Below are 19804 nucleotides of genomic sequence, written 5' to 3'. Positions count from 1 at the left end.
GAAAAACATATCACTTTTTGGCGGACCGCTTCACTGCTTTCTTCTGAGGCCATGGAGAAAGCGGTCACCACTTCGGCGCAAGCAACAGCGCTTGCCTGTCTTGACGACATCCGGCCGCTGCTGTCGGCGTGGACGCGCACCATTTTCGACTTCGGCGAGACTGCATGGCGCGAGTATCAATCCTCTGCCTGGTATGTGGAGAGACTGAAGCGCGAAGGCTTTTCCGTCGAGGAAGGTTCCGGCGGCATGCCCACAGCCTTCTGCGCGCATTGGACAAACGGCGCCGGTCCGACCATCGGCATGTATGCCGAATACGACGCCGTGCCGGGCAATTGCCAGGACGCGGCGACCGTCAGGCGCCCTCGCCCGGGCCTTGGCGAACATGCGGGTGGCCACACCGATCCGCATTCCGGGTTGGGCATTTCGAGTCTCGGCGGGCTGCTTGCGACCAAGGCGGCGATGCAGCGCCACGGCATACCGGGCACGCTGCGCTTCACCGGCGAACCGGCCGAGAAGGTGCGCGGATCAAAGCCGATCCATGCCGCCAGGGGTTATTATGACGGCCTTGCCGGCATGATCTCCTTCCATCCGTTTTACATGCTGCCGCTCTGCAACACGGCGCGCTGGGACACGCATTGCGGCGCGGCTTACGCGATGATCTATCGCTTTGTCTGCGACCAGCCGGAGCGCTGGCTGCGGTTGGCAGGCGGCGCAGCGCCCATTCCGCAGGCGCATTCGGCGGTGCGCGCGCCCGGCGCCAACGATGCGCTCATGATGATGTACATGGCGTCCAAGGCGCTGCGCGATTCCATGCTGCCGCACCAGGGTGGCTGGTCGATCAGTGAGGCGATCCTGACCGCCGGCCAGGCGACCGCCGACAACCTGCCGGCAGGATTGGCCGAGATCCAGTACATGATCCGCGTGCCGACCTTGGCGATGGCCGAGCAGATCACCGCCGTGCTCGACCGCAATGCCGAGGCCGCTGCCAGCATGAGCGGCTGCCGCCATGAGCGGCACTGGGTGTCGAAGTCGCGGCCGGGGCTGGCCAATCACACCATGGCCGAAATCGCTTATGAAGCGCTGTCGACCGTCGGGCCGCCGCGCTGGGACCAGGACGCCAAGGCAGTCGCGCGCGACATACAGGTCAATGCCGGGCGCATGGCGAGTGACGAGCCGTTCATCGAAGAACTCGAACGCCTGATCGAGCCGCGGGCGGCGGAGGCGATCCTGCGCCGCGATCTGCCGCCCTCGCAGGTGAATTCGACCTCCGACGATTACACCGATATGAGCTGGCATGCGCCGACTGCGCGCTTCTATGTCGCCCGCCCGGCGCTGCGCTCGGAGACCGGCTACCCCTATCCGTCATGGGTCATGAATGCGCTGGGCGGCATTCCTGCCACCATCGACCCAATGGTCGTCTGCGCGTCGAAGACCATCGCGCTGGCAGCCCTTCGCCTGCTGGAGGACAAAACCGCCCGCGGTGCGGCGATGGACGAGTTCGTCACCCGCACCGGCGGCGGCATCGGCGGTTCTAACTGGATCGCGCCGCTCTGCGACTACGAGCCGCCGATTGGATTCCGCTGGCCGGAATATATCACCACCCCGCGCGGGCGGGACTGGTGGATCCCGAACAATCAGACACCCCAAGCCACCTCACGAGGAGCACCCCATGACCGTTCATGACCGTATTGTCGCCGAGCCGTTTTCGCTGCAGCGCCGCAATCCGGCCGGCGGCACCAAGCCGCTGACCGCCTGGGGTTTTGCCAACGAGACCGACGTCCTGACCGATGTCTTGCTCGGGTCGCCCAATTTCCTGCGTCATCTGTCGACCAGCTCGCTGTCGCGCAAGCATCTGCGCGAGGCGCCCTGCAACGTCCAGATCGCGCAAGCGCAGCACAAGGACCTCGTCGCCGCCTACGAACATTTCGGCGTCAACATCCACTGGCACGAACCGACACCCGAACTCCCGATGCAGGTCTATTCCCGTGATTCCAGTGTGATGACGCCTTATGGCGCCGTCATCACCGCGATGGCCAATTGGTGGCGGCGCGGCGAGAACTACGCCGCAATCCGCACCTACGAAAAGCTCGGCATCCCGATCTACGACATGGTCACGGCAGGTACTTTCGAGGGCGGCGACTTCAACGTCATCGAGGATGGCGTCGTGCTGATCGGCTGTGGCGGCGCCCGCACGCAAGAGGAAGGCGCTCGCCAGGTGCAGGCCTGGTTCGACAAGGAAGGCTGGGAGACCCGCATCGCCTTTATCGACGAGTACTATGTGCATATCGACCTGATGGTGGTGCCGATCGCCGAAAAACTGACCGCCGTTTGCCTCGCCTGCACTGAACCCGGCATCGTCGACTGGCTGAAGGGCAAGGGGCACGAGATCATCGACGTGCCGTTCCAGGACACGATGGCGCTCGGCTGCAACTTCATGTCGCTGGGCAAGGACCGAGTGATCGCGCCGACCTCCAGCCAGACGCTGATAGGCCAGCTCAAGGCACGCGGCTTCGAGGTCGCGGCCGTCGACATGAGCGAGATCTCCAAGACCGGCGGCGGCATCCACTGCATGGCACAGGCGCTGAAGCGCGAACCGGCCTGAGGGGCGGACCCCCATTCGCGAGCATTGAAACGGCGGGCCCGGCGCTTGCCATGGACGGGTCCGTGATTGCGACCCTGCGCATTCCTTCATTTTTCATAGGATGGACATCGCATAGGATCAGTTTTACGAGTCAGCCCAACCAGCGGAGATGTTCGCGCCCCCAGATGAACAAGATCGATACCCACAACAGCAAGGGCGACGAGCGCTCGACCGCCACCAGCCTCTTGCGGCTCGGCACGCGGTTGAAACTTTCCCGGCAGACGCGCGGGCTGACCTTGAAGGCGCTCGCTGCTGCCGCGAATTGCTCAGAAAGCCTGCTTTCCAAGGTCGAGAACGGCAAGGTCTCGCCCTCGCTTCCCATGCTTCACCGGCTTGTCGAGGTGCTCGGCACGAACATCGGCTGGATGTTCGAGGAGTCGGATGGCGAGGAAGGCATCGTCTTTCGGGCTGGATCGCGACCGTTGATAGCGCTCGATCCGCTTCGGCGCGGCGAAGGTATTTCGCTCGAGCGTGTCATCCCGTATTCGCCCGGCCATCTCCTGCAGTGCAACATCCATCATATCGAAGCGGGCGGTGAGAGCGCCGGCCCGATCCAGCATGCCGGCGAGGAAGTCGGCTATCTCCTGGAAGGTGCGATCGAATTGATGGTCGGCGAAAAAACGTTTCGCCTGTCTGCCGGCGATTCCTTCGTCTTCAACTCCGAACTGCCGCACTGGTACCGCAATGTCGGAGATGAACGCGCCAGCATTTTCTGGGTGAACACGCCAGCGACATTCTGATCCGGCGCATCCGCCCATTTCTTTTCGTTGGCGCTAATTCAAGTCACTTGACAAGAAATCAAGTACCTTGAATTATGCCTCTGCGCTCAGTCGCCAGGTGAGCCCGATCAAGGGCCTTTTCCGTAAAACCAAGGGGAACCGGAATGCGTCTTACCAAGATCCTTTCAGGCTGCACCGCAGCCATCGCCATGACCCTCGCCCTCGGCTCTGCTTCCGCCATAGCCGAGACCTATGCGCTGGTGACCATCAACCAGCAGGCCCTGTTCTTCAACCAGATCAATGACGGTGCAACAGCTGCTGCAAAGGCCGCTGGCGTCGACCTCGTCATCTTCAACGCCAACAATGTACCGAGCGCGCAGAACGACGCGATCGAGAATTACATCACCCAAAAGGTCGACGGCATCATTCTCGTCGCCATCGATGTCAACGGTGTAAAGCCGGCCATCACCGCGGCCAAGGCGGCCGGCATTCCGGTCATTGCCATCGACGCGCAGATCCCGAATGGCGACAACGTCGCCTTCGTCGGCGTCGACAACACCAAGGCGGGCGAGGATATCGGCAAGTTCTACGCCGAATACGTCAAGACCAAGCTGAACGGAACCGCCAAGATCGGCGTTGTCGGCGCGCTCAATTCGTTCATCCAGAACCAGCGACTCGACGGCTTCAAGAAGGCCGTCACCGACAGCGGCCAGAAAGTCACCTTCCTCGACACGGTCGACGGCCAGAACGTGCAGGACGTAGCCCTGTCCGCCGCCGAGAACCTTATGACCGCCAATCCCGACATGACGACGCTTTACGCAACCGGCGAGCCGGCTCTGCTCGGTGCGGTTTCCGCCGTCACCAGCCAGGGCCGTACCGGCGATGTCAAGGTGTTCGGCTGGGACCTGACCAAGTCGGCGGTGCAAGGTCTCGAAGAGGGCTGGGTGGTCGCCGTCGTCCAGCAGGATCCGGCTGGTGAAGGCAAGGCAGCGGTTGAAGCCTTCGGCAAGCTCAAGAAGGGTGAGAAGATCGATCCGATCATCAATGTTCCGATCACCATCGTGACCAAGGAAAATGTCGGCCAGTTCAAGGACATGTTCAAGTAGTATCCTCCCCGGACCGCCGGGCCGGCCGCCGAAAACAAGCGGTGCGGGGGGGGCCCCCCGCCCGCGGTGAATTTTGGGGGGGGGGCGGGTTTTTTTTTATACGACACTGGTATTAGCCCCCCCGCCCCGCGGGGCCGCGAATTCCCGTGTGGGTGGCGGGCGCGGCCCGGCGACCGATTGAACTTGTTGCCTTGAGAACTGGAACCGTGATGAGCGATGGCGAATCCTACCGCGTCAGGATGACCGGTATTTCCAAACGATACGGCCCTATCCAGACGCTGGACGATGTTTCGCTGAACCTGAAGCCTGGCGAGGTGCTCGGCCTGGTCGGCGACAATGGAGCCGGTAAATCCACCTTGAGCAAGGTTCTGTCCGGTGCGGTCATTCCGGATTCCGGCACCATCGAGATCGACGGCAAGGCTGTCTCCTTTTCCTCACCGGCCGATGCCCGCGCCGCACGGGTGGAGATGGTCTATCAGGACCTTTCACTCTGCGACACGATTGATGTGGCGGGCAATCTCTTCCTCGGCCGCGAGCCGCGCCGCCGCGTTCTCGGCGTTCCCTTTCTCGACAACAAGCGTATGCATGATCAGACGCGTGAGATGCTCGACCGGCTCGGCATCGTCATCGCCGATACCAGGCTCAAGGTCGAAAACCTCTCCGGTGGGCAGCGCCAGTCGATCGCCATCGGCCGCGCCGCCTCTTTCGATCCGTCGGTGCTGATCATGGACGAACCGACGGCGGCTCTTGCGGTGGCGGAAGTCGAAGCGGTTCTGGAGCTCATCCGAGCCGTCAGCGCCCGCGGCGTCAGCGTTATCCTCATCACCCATCGGCTGCAGGATCTGTTCCTGGTCTGCGATCGCATCCAGGTCATGTATGAGGGTTGCAATGTCGCCGAACGCAAGATCGGCGACACCAGCATCGAAGAGGTCGTCAACCTCATCGTCGGCCGCAAATTCACGGCGCGTTCGGCCCGCGCCAGCCGTGATGAGGCAGCGCAGCCATGAATGTCACGTCATCACCCAGGGATATCAGCGCCTCGCCGCCCAAACGCGGCCACAACACCACCTGGAAGGATGTGGCGATAGCCAATGGCAGCGTCGTCTCGATAGCGCTGTTCTTCCTCGTCGTCTGCGTGGTCTTCTCGCTGACCACCGGCTCTTTCCTGACGACGCCCAATCTGCTCAATATCGTGCGCCAGTCGGCGCCGCTGCTGATCGTTGCGGCAGCCATGACCTTCGTCATCACAACCGGCGGTATCGACCTTTCGGTCGGGTCCGTGCTGGCGCTGACGGCGACGCTGTCGGCTGTCTTGCTGCAGTCCGGCCTGCCGTGGCCGCTCGTCGTCGCCGCCATGCTGGCACTCGGCGCGGCGATCGGTGCTTTACAAGGCTTCTTCATCGCCTATGAGCGGATACCGGCCTTCATCGTCACACTTGCCGGACTCTCGATCATCCGCGGCGTGGCGTTGCTGATCACCGGCGGCTATTCGATCCCGGTTGAGCCGACCAGCTTCTTCGTCAACATCGGCAGGGCCTGGTTTCTCGGTGTGCCGGTACCGGCACTGCTCGCCCTTGTCGTCCTGATCGTTGCCTATCTCGCATTCAACCAGACGCCATTCGGCCGCTATGTCACCGGCATCGGGGCCAATGCCGAAGCCGTGCGCCGCGCCGGTGTCGATACGCGCTTCACGACGCTGTTCGTCTATGTCCTGTCGGGCATGGCGGCGGCGGTGGCCGGCGTTGTTCTTGCCGCCCGGCTCGGTTCCGGCTCGTCGAATTCCGGCCAGGGTTTCGAACTCGATGTCATTGCCGCCGTGGTGCTTGGCGGCACCAGCCTGTTCGGCGGGCGCGGCACGATCATCGGCACCGTGCTCGGCGCGTTGACCGTCGCCGTTATCGGCAACGGCCTGATCCTGTCGCACATGTCGCCCTTCCTGACGCCGATCGTCACCGGCACAATCATCCTCGTTGCCATCTGGCTGAATTTCCGGCTGTTCAAGGGCGCAACGCGGAGCCGCTGACATGGATCATCTGTTCGAAGACAAACCAAGGGAACGGGCGCCCATCGGTGTCCGCTCCGGCACCGTGATGACTGTTACCGGCCCGGTCGCGATCGCCGACATGGGCGTGACGCTTATGCACGAGCATATCCTGCTCGATGGCGCGAAATCGTGGAAATGCCCCTGCCATCCCGACGAGAAGAAGATCGCCGAGCAGCCGGTCAGCATGGAGATCATCGGCGAGTTGCGGATGAACCCCTACATGAACCGCGACAACGTCTCGCTCGACGACAGCGACCTAGCGCTTTCGGAGCTGGCGAAATACCGGGCGCTCGGCGGCCACACCGTGGTCGATGCTACCAATATCGGCATTGGCCGCGATCCGGTGAAGCTGGCACGCATTGCCCGCGCCTCGGGATTGCGGATCGTCATGGGGACAGGCTTCTACCTGCAGCACACCCACCCCGACTGGCTGAAAGCGATGGACGTCGACGACGTCACCGAATTCCTCGTCAACGATGTCGGCGGCGGGTCGGCCCAACCCGAAATCATGGCCGGCATCATCGGCGAGGTCGGCGTCAGCAAGGATTTCACCGACGAGGAACGCAAGTCACTGCGGGCTTCGGCCCGCGCGGCCAAGATCACCGGCGTGCCGCTGACCATTCATCTGCCCGGCTGGGAGCGGCTGGCGCATGACGTGCTCGACGTGGTCGAGGCGGAAGGCGCCGATCTCCGGCATACGGTGCTTTGCCACATGAACCCGAGTCACAACGATCTTGCCTATCAGCAAAGCCTGGCCGCGCGCGGTGCCTTCCTGGAATACGACATGATCGGCATGGATTTCTATTATGCCGACCAGGATGCTCAGTCGCCGTCCGACGAGCAGAATGCACGGGCGATCCGCTCGCTGATCGACATGGGGCTACTCGACCGGATTCTGCTGTCGCAGGACGTTTTTCTCAAGATCATGCTGACCCGCTTCGGCGGTTTCGGCTACGGCTTCATCCTCAAGCATTTCGTGCCGAGGCTGAAGCGCCATGGTGTCGAGCAATCGGCAATCGACACGATGCTCATCGACAATCCAAAGACTGTGTTCGCCGAGGGCCTCTGAGCCGCGGCTCCAAACAAGGCAGGGAGTCTACATGTCCAGGAAGAAGGTTCTTCTCGCAGGCGAGTCCTGGGTCTCGACCGCGACCCACATCAAAGGCTTCGACCAGTTTCCGACGGTGACCTATCACACCGGTGCCGATGAGCTGCTGGGCGCGCTGAAGGACGGTCCGTTCGACGTCACCTTCATGCCGGCGCATGAGGCGCAGCGGAATTTCCCGCAGACCGTGGAAACGCTTTCGGCCTACGACGCGGTCGTGCTTTCCGATCTTGGTGCCAACACGCTGTTGCTTCACCCGGACACCTGGGTCCACTCCAAACCGACGCCGAACCGGCTTCGCCTGTTGCGCGACTATGTCGGCAATGGCGGCGGCCTGTTGATGTTCGGCGGCTATTACAGCTTCCAGGGCATCAATGGGGGCGCGCGCTATCACAAGACGCCGGTCGAGGACGTTCTGCCGGTCACCTGCCTGCCGGTGGACGACCGCGTCGAGGTTCCCGAAGGTTATGCGCCGGTCGTTGTCGGCCCGCAGAACCATCCGATCCTTAAGGGCCTCGGCAAGGATTGGCCGATCCTGCTCGGCTTCAACGAAGTCACGGTCAAGGACGGTGCGGAAGTTCTCGCCACCGTTTCCTCCGACTACCGTTCGCTGCCACTGCTGGTGACCGGCAAATATGGCCAAGGCCGCACCGTCGCCTGGGCCTCGGATGTCGGCCCGCACTGGCTGCCGCCGGGCTTCATCGCCTGGAATGGCTACAAGACACTGTTCGAACAGATGCTGGGCTGGGCAACGGCCAGGGATTAGCCATGCGCGTCCATGTCGTCGGCAATGTCTGTGTCGATACGACGTTTCGGCTGGACCGGTTTCCGGCGGCAGGCGAGACGCTGAACGCATCGGAACATGCCGATGGACTTGGCGGTAAGGGTGCGAACCAGGCGGTGGCCGCGGCGCGCACCGGAGCCGATGTCCGCTTCCGTGCGGCGATCGGCAACGATGCCGCCGGAGCCTGGATCACAGAGCAGTTGAGCCGCGAGCTCGATGCCAGCCATCTGACGATGCTGCAGCTGCCCAGCGATCGGTCGACGATCATGGTCGATGCGCGGGGCGAGAACCTCATCGTCACCGGCGCCAGTTGCGCCGCAGCCTTCAATCCCCTGGCCGACGGCGATTTTATCCGATCGGTTGAACGCGGCGACATCGTCGTGGTTCAAGGTAATCTGGACCCTGATATAACGACCGCTTGCCTAAAGGTGGCGCGGGGCACGGGGGCAACGACGGTCTTCAATCCAAGCCCGCTTGCGGATGGCCATAGGGCGGGTTTGAGCGACGTCAGTCTCGCCATCGCCAATGCAGGCGAAGCGGCGCAACTGACTGGAATGAGCAATCCTGACGCGGCAGCCCGCGAACTAATCCGCCAAGGCGCAGGAAGCGCTGTCGTGACGCTTGGCGCGCTCGGCTGCCTGGTCGCCGATGGCGAAGGACGGATCGACCGGTTCGTGGCGCCGAGGGTAGCCGTGGTAGACACAAGCGGCGCGGGCGATGTCTTTTGCGGTTGCCTCGCCGGCTGTCTTGCAGCCGGCATGGACCTCGCCGCGGCAGCGCGGATCGCGGTCCGCGCCGCAGCCATCTGGGTCGGGCGTGCCGGCACGCTCGGCTCCTGCCCCGACAGGCGGGAGATGAAACTGCTCATGGAAACGACGGAAGCGGAAACCGCATGACAAAATCCTCCAAACCGGTCGGCCAGGCGACGAATGATGCGCTGCAGTCGATCTTCGGCAGAAGCAAGGTGGTGATCGGCGTTGTTCATCTGGCACCTCTTCCAGGTGCGCCGCGCTATGATGGCGAAGCAGTCGAGGCCATCTATCAACGCGGCCTCGACGACGCCAAAGCCTATTTGAATGGCGGTTGCGATGGCGTGATCGTCGAGAACCACGGCGACGTTCCGTTTGCCAAGCCCGATGATATCGGGCCGGAAACCTCCGCCTACATGTCCGTCGTCTCAGACCGGATCCGCAGGGAACTCGGCCGGCCGATCGGCATCAACGTGCTTGCCAATGCTTCCATTCCCGCGCTGTCGATCGCCAGTGCCTCCGGCGCTTCCTTCGTCCGCGTCAATCAGTGGGCCAACGCCTATGTCGCCAATGAGGGCCTTATCGAAGGTGAAGCGGCGCGCGCCATGCGCTTCCGCGCCAGGCTTAGGGCCAATGGCATCCGCATCTTCGCCGATGCGCATGTCAAGCATGGCGCCCACGCCATCGTCGGCGACCGGCCGGTCGAGGAACAGGTCAAGGATCTGGTGTTCTTCGATGCCGACGCGGTGATTGCCACTGGCCAGCGCACCGGCCACGCCGCTGATCTCGGCTACATCAGGATGATCAAGGACGCCGCCGGACTGCCGACCCTTGTCGGCAGCGGGGTCACGCACGACAACGCCAACGATATCCTCGAGATCGTCGACGGCGTCATTGTCGCCAGTTCGCTTAAGCACGATGGCGTGTGGTGGAACCAGGTCGACCCGCAACGGGTGAACGGCTTTATCCGAGGCCTCAAGCGGTGACTTTGGTGCCGGAAATCGACGGCGAGCGGCTGCTGGGCCGACTCGATGCCTTCGCCCGGATCGGCGCGACACCAGCCGGCGGCGTAAACCGACAGGCGTTCAGCATTGAGGATCGCAGCGCCCGGCGCCTGCTGGCGGAATTGGCGCTCGAGCGCGGCTTCGCGGTTTTTCAGGACGCAATGGCGAACCTCTTCATCCGCCGCGAGGGCACGGATGCCACGCTGCCGCCGCTGCTGATCGGCAGCCACCTCGACAGCCAGCCGACCGGCGGGCGCTTCGATGGAGCGCTCGGCACGCTTTCCGCCTTCGAGACGCTCGAAGCCGTGGAGGACGCGAAGGTCGAAACTCGAATGCCGATCGAGGTCGTCGCCTGGGCCAACGAAGAGGGTAGCCGGTTCTCGCCGGGTGTCATGGGCTCCATGGCCTTCACCGGCGCCGATATTTCCGCATGGCAATCCATAGTCGGCAGCGACGGTGCGTCCCTCGCAGAGGAGCTCGCGGCAACCATCTCCGCCTTGCCAGAGGCAACCCTTCGCCCCCTCGGCATGCCGATCTCCGGCTATATCGAGCTCCATATCGAACAGGGACCATCGCTGGAAAAGGAGCGGTTGCCGATCGGTGTCGTCACCGCCGTGCAAGGTACGCGCTGGCTGGAAGTCTCCATTGAGGGCGCTGCCGGTCACGCTGGTACAACTGGCCTTGCCTACCGCAGGGATCCCATGGTCGCGGCCGTTGCCGCAATGCACAGGCTGCAGACGACGGTCATGCCGCTCGACAGCAGCGCAAGGCTGACGGTGGGCCGGGTCACCGCCAAGCCGGGATCGATCAACGCCATACCGCAGTCGGTGGCCTTCGCCGTCGACATCAGACACCCGCGGGTAGAGCGGCTCGATGCCATCGAAGCCGAAACGCGCCAGGTCTGCGCGGCGGAGGCAGAGGCACAGCATTGCACGGCAATGATCAGGCGGTCGTTCGACATGCCAGGGGCGGCATTCTCTCCCGATATGGTCAAAATTGTCGAGGAGGCCGTCAATTCCCTGCGGCTGCCGCACAAGGAGATGATATCGGGGGCATTCCATGACGCGCTGTTCCTCACCCGGGTGGCGCCTGCCGCGATGATTTTTGTGCCATGCCGTGACGGACTGAGCCACAACGAGGCGGAATATGTGGAGCCCGCCTACGCGGTCACCGGCGCTCGGGTTCTGCTCAAGGCGGCTGTCGCGGCAGCCTCGCCGCGATGATGATTCAAGGCACTGCTCTGGCAGGCTGATTGCGCTGACCTCGGGCCGGCGAGCTCGATGCGCTCGGTTTCGAGCGGCGGCGATCGCCATTCATGCCCGCCCCCCCTGCCCTTGCACCAACAAACCGTGCAGCTGTGTCCTCACCGCCCTTGTGGGTGTCCGCAAAATGGATGAATAGTCGGGACGGTGCATCGCCCTGAATTTGCCGGTTTGCGGTCCTCAGGTCGTGCAATCGCTAGCCGGATTTCCGAATGGCCAGTCCTGAACCACGCAAGAGAAGAGGGCCGATCGCCACCCGGCTGCTGGCGCTCGACGCGTGGATCGATTCCTCGCTCTACGAGATCGGTTTCAAGGCGCGCCAATTCTGGGAATCCGCGACGATTTTTTCGCGGCGCTTCCGCGTCAGCGGCTGGCGCCGCGGCATCATCGAACTGTTGAGCGAAGGTTTCACGCTGGGCGCCGGCGGCATTGTGGTGATGCTGGCGCTCGCCGTACCAGCTTTCCAGGACACGGCCGGCGACTGGCGCGCCCAGGGCGATTTCGCGGTTACCTTCCTCGACCGCTACGGCAACGAGATCGGCCAGCGCGGCATCATCCAGCGCGATTCCGTCCCAGTCGACGAGATGCCCGATCATGTCATCAAGGCGGTTCTCGCCACGGAGGACCGCCGCTTCTTCGATCACTACGGCATCGATGTATTGGGCCTTTCACGCGCGATCTTCGAGAATGTGCGGGCGAATTCCGTCGTCCAGGGCGGCTCAAGCATCACCCAGCAGCTGGCCAAGAACCTGTTCCTGACCAATGAGCGCACATTGGAGCGCAAGATCAAGGAAGCTTTCCTGTCTCTGTGGCTCGAGGCCAATCTGTCGAAGAAGGAAATCCTGCAGCTCTATCTCGACCGCGCCTATATGGGCGGCGGCACATTCGGCATCGAGGCGGCCGCCGACTTCTATTTCGGCAAAAGCGTCAAGGACCTGAACCTCGCCGAGGCGGCGATGCTGGCCGGGCTGTTCAAGGCGCCGACCAAATATGCGCCGCACATCAACCTGCCGGCGGCGCGTGCGCGCGCCAATGTGGTGCTGTCCAACCTTGTCGATTCCGGTTTCATGACCGAAGGCCAGGTTCTGCAGGCAAGGCTGCACCCGGCCGATGTCGTCGATCGCGGCGAACAGAAGAGCCCGGATTATTACCTCGACTGGGCGTTCGACGAGGTCAAGAAGATCGCCAAACCGGGTCAGCACTCACTCGTTGCCCACACCACCTTCGACGCCAACATCCAGAAGGCGGCGGAAGAATCGGTGGAGTTCCACCTGCGCCAGTTCGGGAAGGAATATAACGTCACCGAGGGCGCGGTGGTCGTCATCGAAACCAACGGCGCCGTCAGAGCTATCGTCGGTGGCCGCGACTATGGCGCCAGCCAGTTCAACCGCGCCACCAAGGCGCTTCGCCAAACCGGATCATCGTTCAAGCCCTATGTCTATGCCACGGCGATGGAGCACGGTTTCACGCCCAATTCCATCATTTCCGGCGGCCCGATCAGCTGGGGCAGCTGGTCGCCGCACAATTACAGCGGCGGATCGGCGGGCAACGTCACGCTGATCATGGCAATGGCCAAGTCGATCAACACCGTGCCGGTGCGGCTGGCCAAGGACCATCTCGGCATCGGCCCGATCAAGGCCATGGCAGAGGCGATGGGTGTGGAATCGCCGCTCGAATCGCACAAGACGATGGTGCTTGGCACTTCCGGCATGACGGTGATGGACCAGGCGACGGGCTACAGCGTGTTCGCCGACAACGGCTTCGTCGGCTCGCGGCACGGCATCACCCAGTTGGTGACCCGCACCGGCGACGTGGTCTATGATTTCGCCAAGGATGCGCCGCCGCCACACCGGGTGCTGTCGGAGCAGGCGCTGAAATCGATGAATACGATGCTGGCGGCGGTGCCGGTGATGGGCACGGCGCGGCGGGCCCAACTTCCCAACATCGTCGTCGCCGGCAAGACCGGCACGACGCAATCCTACCGCGACGCCTGGTTTGTCGGCTTCACCGGCAACTACACGGCGGCGGTTTGGATGGGCAACGACGACTTCACGCCGACCAAGAACATGACGGGTGGCTCGCTGCCGGCGATGGTGTGGCAGCGACTGATGGTCTACGCACACCAGAACATCGACCTCAAGCCGATCCCGGGCATCGACAAACCCTTTGTCGACGAGGAGATCGCGGCCAAGGCCGAGGAAGCGCAGAAGAAGAGCGACGCGCAGGCGGCGGCCGATGCCGCGGCTGAACGGCCGGCGGTGCTGTCCAGCCGGACCACGCAGACGCTGCGGGACATGACCAAACTGTTCCAGTCGCCGCTGGCCCTCGATGCGCCTCAATCGCCGGAGACGCTGTCGGCACTGTGATCCTTTCCGACTGGGCGGATCATTCCGACTGGCTTGGGCGGGCAAATCCATCGGCCCGCTTGCCACAAGGCCCCACGCCGCGATATCCCCGAGCGGCAACTCTTCGTGTCCCCGGCCCTTCATGCTCAAGAATGCCTTCCTGACACTGCTTTCGCTTGCCATAGCCATCGTCGGCGGTGGCGGCAGCGTCTGGTATGCGCTGAAAGTCCAGGATGGTGCCGGCGCCATCCGGATCGGCCAATGGACGGCCTTTCCCGACATCGGCACGCCGTCCGCCGATCCTTATTCCAAGGCCCGCGTGGCGCGCGAGGGCGTGCTTGCGCTCGGCCGCGCCGAAGGGCTGTCCTTCGTGGCCGCGCGCGACGCGGGCGGCGCCGAGCTCAGGCGCGAATGCACCTACACGATCGCGGGTGGTTTTCCGACGGCACGGTTCTGGACGCTCTATGCCGCCGACCAGTCGCTCGGCGTGGTCGAAACCGGCAAAACCCGGCTAGCCGCACTACAATCCTATGGGGTTGTGCGCCAGCCCGACAATTCGGTCATCATTTCCGCCGGCCATTATCCGATGCCGGGCAACTGGCTGCTGACCGACGGCTACGGCAGGATGTATTTCGTGCTGACCTTCTACGACACGCCGATCGCCAGCAGCACCGGCCTGTCGGACGTTTCGCTGCCGCGGATCGTAAAGGTCGGCTGCGATGCGTAGTTTCCATGCGGCGATGCGCAGGCTTTTTCATGCGGTCCTGCTCGGCCTGCTCGGCGCCGGCATCGTGCACATCGTCGTGCTGTTTCTGGTGCCTGAATTTTCCGAACGCGATGCTTGGTCGCGTCTGTCCATGGCGTCGGATCTCTACAAGATGACCCGGCTCGATGCCGAGGCTGGTGGCGCGCCCGTGGTTAAATCCGTCGATCCGCTGTTTTATGCTACGGCATGTCGGTTCGACCTGGGCGAAGGCATGGTCCGCATCAAGGCGCCTGGACATGTTCCGTTCTGGTCGGTGTCGGTTTATGACCGCAGCGGCCACAACATCTATTCCTTCAACGACCACACCACGACTGAGGGCGCGCTGGATGCCGTCGTGCTGACGCCGGCGCAGATGATCGACGTGCGCAAGGACCTTCCCGAGGAGCTTCAGGGAGCGATCTTCGTCGAAGCGCCGATCGAGGAAGGCATCTTCGTCATCCGTGCCTTCGTACCCGATGACAGCTGGAAGCCGATCGTGTCGCGCTTCTTCGAGCAGAGTTCCTGCGAGTTGCAGGACTTCTAGTGGTGCGGAACCGGCTTGGTCCCTGGCGACCCTGGCTTGCCGGGATCGACCGGCCGCACGTCGCCCCCATGAGACCGCTCGTAGCGGATGCCGGGAAAGATGATCACCGCCGCCGGAATTTCGGCGGTTTGCTTTGTCCGATTGCTAGGTGCCGTTCTCGGCACGAAAGACAGTACCATGCCCATGATTCGCGCATTCCTCTCGGTTTCCCCGGAGCACAACGCAACGCCTCCAAATATCATTAAGGCCGGCAGAGGGTTAACGGAGCGCTAACGGATCGTCGCTAATTTGACCTTTGTCTTGAGGTCAGGACGTCCTGACCGGACACTCGCGAAACCGACATAGTCCCGGTGGAGCGTGGTCGAGATTGTGTCGAGTACGGGCGTATCCTTCGTGTCATCTTCGGACTTCAGGCAAATCGCGGTACGCAAAGACTCAGGAAAGGCCGAAAGGCTGTTCCGCGCCGCGGTGTCGGCATTCTGCTCGCTCACCCGCCCTTCACGCCGTGAGATCGGCCAGCTCGAAGACTTGACGCTGCCGCTGTTCAACGATGTCTCCGTCGAGTCTCGCCGTTACGTGGCAGCCGCCCTTTCCGAATGCGAATATGCCCCCGCCGCTTTGGTGCGCCGTCTCTGCGAGGAACCGGTCGACATTGCCGCTCCCTTGCTCATCCGCTCACGCGCCGTCAGCAACATCGATCTCATCGCGCTGATCGGGCGGCACGGACTGCCGCATGCACGCGCCATCGCGCGCCGCAAGGACCTGAACCCGACCATAGCCGACCTGATCCGGGCCCTCGAAAGGCCAACTCTGGTGCGAATGCGGGAGCCGGAAGCGAACGTCATCGCGGCAGACAAGATTGCGCCTGCGAGCACCGAAGCTGCCGTCGACGAGCCCAGCAGAGAACAGGTGGCCGGCGCTGCCGCCGAAAGTGCACGGCGCAGGCTGCGTTCCATGATGCGCATTGGCGACGAAGCGGCAGCGACGAACGCCGATCCTTTCACGGGCGCGGACACCTATGTGAAATTGCGCGAGACGGCGCTGACCGGAAACGCCGCGTTCTTCCAGACCGCACTCGCCGATGCGCTCGATATCGATTTCTCGATCGCGCGTGCGCTCACCGCCAATCAGAATTATGCCTCGCTGCTTGCCGCACTGCGCTCGCTCGACCTCAGCGAGGACAGGGCATTCCTGATCACGGTTGCGGTCTATCCCGGCCAGTTCCCGCACCCGCAGGCAATCCGCAACTTCCTCGACCGCTACCGGCTCCTGCATCGCGAAGCAGCCGCCGACAAGGTGCGGCTCTGGAAAGCCGAAACCCTTTCAAGGGTGGCTCGCGACGCAGCACCCGCAAACAGCGATACCCGCACGGCATCGAACAGTGACGATGCGGCGGCTTCCTCCGGCTTCAGGGCGTCTTCACGGAAATAAGCTCCTCGACGGGCACAGTGCCCGCCTCGATCTCGACTACCCAGATGTCGGGATCGAATTTTTTCTCCCTTTCCAGCCTGGCATCGAGCACGGCGGCATCGTCGCCGGCCCCGAGCAGAGTGAAAAACCGGTCGTCGGGCTTGGCCGAATCGTAGCTCGTCTGCGGCGCCGGGCCGAACAGGGCAACCTCGCCCAGCCTGCCCCGCGTCACGACGAACACAGCACCGGCCTCGGTCGCGCCGCGCTTGACCACGGCTGCAAATCCGCCGGCGCTGAACACCCGGCGCAACAGGGCCGAGACCCATAGATCCGATGTGACGCGCATGAGAGAACTCCGCTAATGCATGTCGCCTAAATGTGCCCCGGTTTTGGGACAACGACATGCATGGAAACAAGGGGCTCTATCGATATTTCAGCCGCTCGGCGAGCCGTCGTTTCAGCCGTCAGTTGGTCAGGCCGATCTCACGCATCTTGACGTAGACGATCTCGTCGGGCTCGCCCGTCTGCGGCAGCCCGAACAGCGACTGGAATTCCTTGATTGCCGCCTTGGTGCGCGCGCCGACGACGCCGTCCAACTGCATGTCGTCATTGCCGAACGCCTTGAGCCCGGCCTGGATCTTGACGATGCGGGCATCGGGCGCCTGCGCGGCATTCGCCTGGTCGGCATTCGTCTGCCCGGAATTCGTCTGTAAAGACACCGGAACGGCGACCGGCGTATCCGGGCGCGGGCGCGGCCTGGGTACGACGGAGGCGGTTTTCGGCGTCGCGCCCAGTTGATCCAGCAGCAGCGCGTCGATCTCGCCGGACGTGTTGAGCCCGACCTTCTGCTGATAGGCCTGGATGGCCTTGCGCGTGTTGGGTCCGGAAATGCCGTCGACCGTTCCGGAATAGAAATCGAGATCCTTGAGTATGCCTTGCACCTGCTCGACCACCGGATCGCCTTTGATCGGTGCCGGCGCGCCGGATGGCCGCACGATATTGAATGTCGTCTCCGGTTCGTCGGACGCCGCGTGCGGAAAGCCCTCGATGCTGCGGGTCGCGAAGAACGCGCCGGCATGCGGGAAAGGCTGATACCACAAGGCATTGGCGGAAACGTAGAACAGCGTCACCAGGAATGCCGTCGAGCCACCCACCAGGACAGGATTGCGCGAGATCATGCCGCCGACGGCGACGGCGCCATCCTGAAGGGCATTGCTGGGGCGCTTGACCGGCTTCTTAGGCTGTCTTGCGGAGCGAGCCATTTCTGTCCCCTTTCGCCATAGCCACAGGCATGGTCAGCACGCCGGCTTTCTCCGCCTGGCGTCCCTTCGGTCCGTTCACCGGCAGGCTGATGGTCACCGTGGTGCCCTCGCCCGGCATGCTTTCGATGGACATCGTGCCTTCGTGCAGCGCCACCAGGCCCTTGACCAGCGACAGGCCGAGACCGGTCCCCTCGAAACGGCGGGTATAGTCGTTCTGGATCTGCATGAAGGGCTTGCCGAGATTGGCAAAATCCTCCTCGGCTATGCCGATGCCGGTGTCCCTGACCCAGAAATGCAGACGCGAACCGATCCGCTTGGCGCCGACGACGACATCGCCGCCATCGGGGGTGAACTTGATCGCATTGGAGACAAGGTTGATGAGCATCTGCTGCACGGCACGCCGATCGGCGTTGATGTCGCCGGCGTCCGGCGCGATCTGCGTCCGCAGATCGATGTTCTTGGCCTGCGCCTGCAGCTGCATCATGGACTGGCACATGTCGACCGCTTCGGCGAACCGGAATGGCTCCGGTTCAGTCGCATAGACGCCCGATTCGATCCTGGACACGTCGAGTATCGAGGTCACGACGGCCAGCAGATGCTGGCCCGAATCCCTCACCAGGCCGACATATTCTTTCTGGCGCGGATCCTTGAAGGCGCCGAACATCTCATGCAGCAGCATGTCCGAGAAGCCGATGATGGCATTCAGCGGCGTGCGCAGTTCATGGCTGACCACCGCCAGGAAGCGCCCCTTCGCCACCTCGGCGGACGCGGCCGCCTCATTGGCCGCCGCGAGATCCTCGCGCAGCCGGGCAATCTCGTCATTCTCGCGCAGGACAAGCGTGAAGACGTCGCCCTGTTCCTCACTCCGCACCAGATCGAGCGAGAACGGCCGATAATTGTCGGCCGCCACGCGATTGTCATTTTGGCCATTGCCATTCTGAGGCAGCCTGACGCGCAATTCGAGCCGGCGCGACCGCGCGCCATCGCGCATGTCGGCCAGGGCGCTGAGATAGGAGACGCGATCCGAGAGATGAATGCGATCGAAGAAGCCATTTCCGGATAGCAGTTCGGCTGGCAATTTCAAAAGCGTGCGCGCCTTTGGCGAAGCGTCCAGAACGTCGCCATGACGAGCGACGCGCAAGACCACCGCATCGATGATGTCTTCGAGCCGATCGGCCGTGTCCACGACATCGGTCGCGGCGGTCGTGTCGCGAAACACCGACGCGCGCGGGATCAGTGTGAGCGCCCAGGCCAATGGCACCAGCCAGTGCCATGCGGCAATCTGCGATCCTGCGAACGGGAACACGGTTGCAGCCAGAGGCTGTGCCAAGATGGCGGTGGCGGCCGATACGGCTCCCCAAAGTGCCGCACGCCGCGAGGCACCGATCCACCAGGCTTCGAATGGCAATGCCACGACCAGCATGGCGACAGGTGAACTCAGCCCGCCCGCGGCGGCAATGAGACTGCCGAGAGAAACGCCCGCCACTGCCAGGGCGAGCTGACTTGCGATCGCCATCTTGCCGGTCGCCGCCACCAGCAAGGCGACGAACCAGCACAGGCCAAAGGCCGCGAAGATGGCGGCCATGGTGACGGCGGCGCCCATGCCTGAAGTGACCAGCGTGACCGCGGCGCCAGCGGCAAAGAAAGGAGCGGCGAGCATGACCCCGATGAAGCGGCGCTGGCGCTCGCGGTCGCTCCGCACAAGGATGGACGGATGGACCATACGTTCGCAACCGGCGGCAATCGCGCCAGGCAATTCAACGTATCTGGCCTTGATTGAACTCAACTCAACGCACCCGTAATCGTTGTGGACAGCTCTGCTTTGCAGATCGTTCTGGTTGGCTCTGAAACTCGCATCCAGCGTTTAAGGAATGGATAAGGCAGGACCGACCAAGGCCCCGGCCTGCGGCAAATACCGGGATGCCGGCAGCCGAAAGCCCGGGCAAATGCAGCCATAGTAAACGGAGGGTTATTCGGCGACCCGTGCCCATTGGCAGAGCGCGGACTCCCGGCTCTCAGAAAAAAGCAGGAAAAGCATGGAGATAGATGGTTATCTCGCGTTAAGAAAAATCATTCGGATTTGA

The 19804-nt window shown here is 63.1% G+C and carries 18 protein-coding genes; 15 read left to right on the top strand and 3 right to left on the bottom strand.

Going from position 1 to position 19804, the window contains the following annotated elements:
* The first annotated feature begins 51 nt into the window (after nt 1-51).
* From NKH02_RS04700 to NKH02_RS04630, 15 genes are all read left to right on the top strand, one after another.
* Nucleotides 52-1683, top strand: coding sequence for a zinc-binding metallopeptidase family protein (locus NKH02_RS04700; protein ID WP_352876728.1), 1632 nt, complete (start codon nt 52-54; stop codon nt 1681-1683).
* On the top strand, nt 1670-2602 hold the full coding sequence (locus NKH02_RS04695; protein ID WP_023760469.1) for a dimethylarginine dimethylaminohydrolase family protein: 933 nt from the start codon (nt 1670-1672) through the stop codon (nt 2600-2602). The genes NKH02_RS04700 and NKH02_RS04695 overlap by 14 nt, the downstream gene beginning before the upstream one ends.
* Before the next feature lie 164 nt (nt 2603-2766).
* A complete protein-coding gene (locus NKH02_RS04690; RefSeq protein WP_352871998.1) occupies nt 2767-3381 on the top strand; it encodes a cupin domain-containing protein in 615 nt (204 codons plus the stop codon).
* 143 nt (nt 3382-3524) lie between these two features.
* Complete coding sequence (locus tag NKH02_RS04685) at nt 3525-4466, top strand: ABC transporter substrate-binding protein (RefSeq protein WP_352872000.1); 942 nt, start codon at nt 3525-3527, stop codon at nt 4464-4466.
* 209 nt (nt 4467-4675) lie between these two features.
* A complete protein-coding gene (locus NKH02_RS04680; protein ID WP_352872002.1) occupies nt 4676-5473 on the top strand; it encodes an ATP-binding cassette domain-containing protein in 798 nt (265 codons plus the stop codon).
* Nucleotides 5470-6489, top strand: coding sequence for an ABC transporter permease (locus tag NKH02_RS04675; protein ID WP_352876725.1), 1020 nt, complete (start codon nt 5470-5472; stop codon nt 6487-6489). The genes NKH02_RS04680 and NKH02_RS04675 overlap by 4 nt, the downstream gene beginning before the upstream one ends.
* A 1-nt stretch (nt 6490) precedes the next feature.
* Complete coding sequence (locus NKH02_RS04670; RefSeq protein WP_352876723.1) at nt 6491-7579, top strand: phosphotriesterase family protein; 1089 nt, start codon at nt 6491-6493, stop codon at nt 7577-7579.
* Nucleotides 7580-7610: 31 nt separating this feature from the next.
* Complete coding sequence (locus NKH02_RS04665; RefSeq protein ID WP_352876722.1) at nt 7611-8381, top strand: glutamine amidotransferase; 771 nt, start codon at nt 7611-7613, stop codon at nt 8379-8381.
* Nucleotides 8382-8383: 2 nt separating this feature from the next.
* Entirely contained in the window at nt 8384-9295 is a 912-nt protein-coding gene (locus tag NKH02_RS04660) for a ribokinase (protein ID WP_352876720.1), read from the top strand.
* Nucleotides 9292-10134 (top strand): BtpA/SgcQ family protein, encoded by an 843-nt coding sequence (locus NKH02_RS04655; RefSeq protein WP_352876717.1) that lies wholly within the window; start codon nt 9292-9294, stop codon nt 10132-10134. The genes NKH02_RS04660 and NKH02_RS04655 overlap by 4 nt, the downstream gene beginning before the upstream one ends.
* Nucleotides 10131-11375, top strand: a complete 1245-nt coding sequence (locus NKH02_RS04650) for a Zn-dependent hydrolase (protein WP_352876714.1) — start codon at nt 10131-10133, stop codon at nt 11373-11375. The genes NKH02_RS04655 and NKH02_RS04650 overlap by 4 nt, the downstream gene beginning before the upstream one ends.
* 251 nt (nt 11376-11626) lie before the next feature.
* Nucleotides 11627-13780 (top strand): transglycosylase domain-containing protein, encoded by a 2154-nt coding sequence (locus tag NKH02_RS04645; protein WP_352876712.1) that lies wholly within the window; start codon nt 11627-11629, stop codon nt 13778-13780.
* Nucleotides 13781-13901: 121 nt separating this feature from the next.
* Nucleotides 13902-14486: a DUF1214 domain-containing protein gene (locus tag NKH02_RS04640; protein WP_352871006.1), complete on the top strand. Its 585-nt coding sequence runs from the start codon at nt 13902-13904 to the stop codon at nt 14484-14486.
* Entirely contained in the window at nt 14479-15048 is a 570-nt protein-coding gene (locus NKH02_RS04635) for a DUF1254 domain-containing protein (protein ID WP_352871008.1), read from the top strand. The genes NKH02_RS04640 and NKH02_RS04635 overlap by 8 nt, the downstream gene beginning before the upstream one ends.
* A 393-nt stretch (nt 15049-15441) precedes the next feature.
* On the top strand, nt 15442-16479 hold the full coding sequence (locus NKH02_RS04630) for a hypothetical protein (protein WP_352871010.1): 1038 nt from the start codon (nt 15442-15444) through the stop codon (nt 16477-16479).
* Here NKH02_RS04630 and NKH02_RS04625 read toward each other — a convergent pair.
* From NKH02_RS04625 to NKH02_RS04615, 3 genes are all read right to left on the bottom strand, one after another.
* Complete coding sequence (locus NKH02_RS04625) at nt 16457-16804, bottom strand: DUF1491 family protein (RefSeq protein WP_352871012.1); 348 nt, start codon at nt 16802-16804, stop codon at nt 16457-16459. The genes NKH02_RS04630 and NKH02_RS04625 overlap by 23 nt on opposite strands.
* Nucleotides 16805-16922: 118 nt before the next feature.
* Nucleotides 16923-17720: a peptidoglycan-binding domain-containing protein gene (locus NKH02_RS04620; protein WP_352876710.1), complete on the bottom strand. Its 798-nt coding sequence runs from the start codon at nt 17718-17720 to the stop codon at nt 16923-16925.
* Nucleotides 17695-19443: a PAS domain-containing sensor histidine kinase gene (locus tag NKH02_RS04615; protein WP_352876708.1), complete on the bottom strand. Its 1749-nt coding sequence runs from the start codon at nt 19441-19443 to the stop codon at nt 17695-17697. Before NKH02_RS04615 ends, NKH02_RS04620 begins: the two co-directional genes overlap by 26 nt.
* Nucleotides 19444-19804 lie beyond the last annotated feature (361 nt).

It is taken from the genome of Mesorhizobium sp. M1396 (genome assembly GCF_040317725.1).
In the GTDB taxonomy this organism is placed as follows: Bacteria; Pseudomonadota; Alphaproteobacteria; order Rhizobiales; family Rhizobiaceae; genus Mesorhizobium.
The sequence above is the reverse complement of the archived record's forward strand: the minus strand, read 5'-3'. Positions and strand labels throughout refer to the sequence as shown.

Bases quoted from the DNA above. Each gene is read 5' to 3' on its own strand.
- NKH02_RS04700 (WP_352876728.1), top strand. From the start codon at position 52: ATGGAGAAAGCGGTCACCACTTCGGCGCAAGCAACAGCGCTTGCCTGT.
- NKH02_RS04695 (WP_023760469.1), top strand. From the start codon at position 1,670: ATGACCGTTCATGACCGTATTGTCGCCGAGCCGTTTTCGCTGCAGCGC.
- NKH02_RS04690 (WP_352871998.1), top strand. From the start codon at position 2,767: ATGAACAAGATCGATACCCACAACAGCAAGGGCGACGAGCGCTCGACC.
- NKH02_RS04685 (WP_352872000.1), top strand. From the start codon at position 3,525: ATGCGTCTTACCAAGATCCTTTCAGGCTGCACCGCAGCCATCGCCATG.
- NKH02_RS04680 (WP_352872002.1), top strand. From the start codon at position 4,676: ATGAGCGATGGCGAATCCTACCGCGTCAGGATGACCGGTATTTCCAAA.
- NKH02_RS04675 (WP_352876725.1), top strand. From the start codon at position 5,470: ATGAATGTCACGTCATCACCCAGGGATATCAGCGCCTCGCCGCCCAAA.
- NKH02_RS04670 (WP_352876723.1), top strand. From the start codon at position 6,491: ATGGATCATCTGTTCGAAGACAAACCAAGGGAACGGGCGCCCATCGGT.
- NKH02_RS04665 (WP_352876722.1), top strand. From the start codon at position 7,611: ATGTCCAGGAAGAAGGTTCTTCTCGCAGGCGAGTCCTGGGTCTCGACC.
- NKH02_RS04660 (WP_352876720.1), top strand. From the start codon at position 8,384: ATGCGCGTCCATGTCGTCGGCAATGTCTGTGTCGATACGACGTTTCGG.
- NKH02_RS04655 (WP_352876717.1), top strand. From the start codon at position 9,292: ATGACAAAATCCTCCAAACCGGTCGGCCAGGCGACGAATGATGCGCTG.
- NKH02_RS04645 (WP_352876712.1), top strand. From the start codon at position 11,627: ATGGCCAGTCCTGAACCACGCAAGAGAAGAGGGCCGATCGCCACCCGG.
- NKH02_RS04640 (WP_352871006.1), top strand. From the start codon at position 13,902: ATGCTCAAGAATGCCTTCCTGACACTGCTTTCGCTTGCCATAGCCATC.
- NKH02_RS04635 (WP_352871008.1), top strand. From the start codon at position 14,479: ATGCGTAGTTTCCATGCGGCGATGCGCAGGCTTTTTCATGCGGTCCTG.
- NKH02_RS04625 (WP_352871012.1), bottom strand. From the start codon at position 16,804: ATGCGCGTCACATCGGATCTATGGGTCTCGGCCCTGTTGCGCCGGGTG.
- NKH02_RS04620 (WP_352876710.1), bottom strand. From the start codon at position 17,720: ATGGCTCGCTCCGCAAGACAGCCTAAGAAGCCGGTCAAGCGCCCCAGC.
- NKH02_RS04615 (WP_352876708.1), bottom strand. From the start codon at position 19,443: ATGGTCCATCCGTCCATCCTTGTGCGGAGCGACCGCGAGCGCCAGCGC.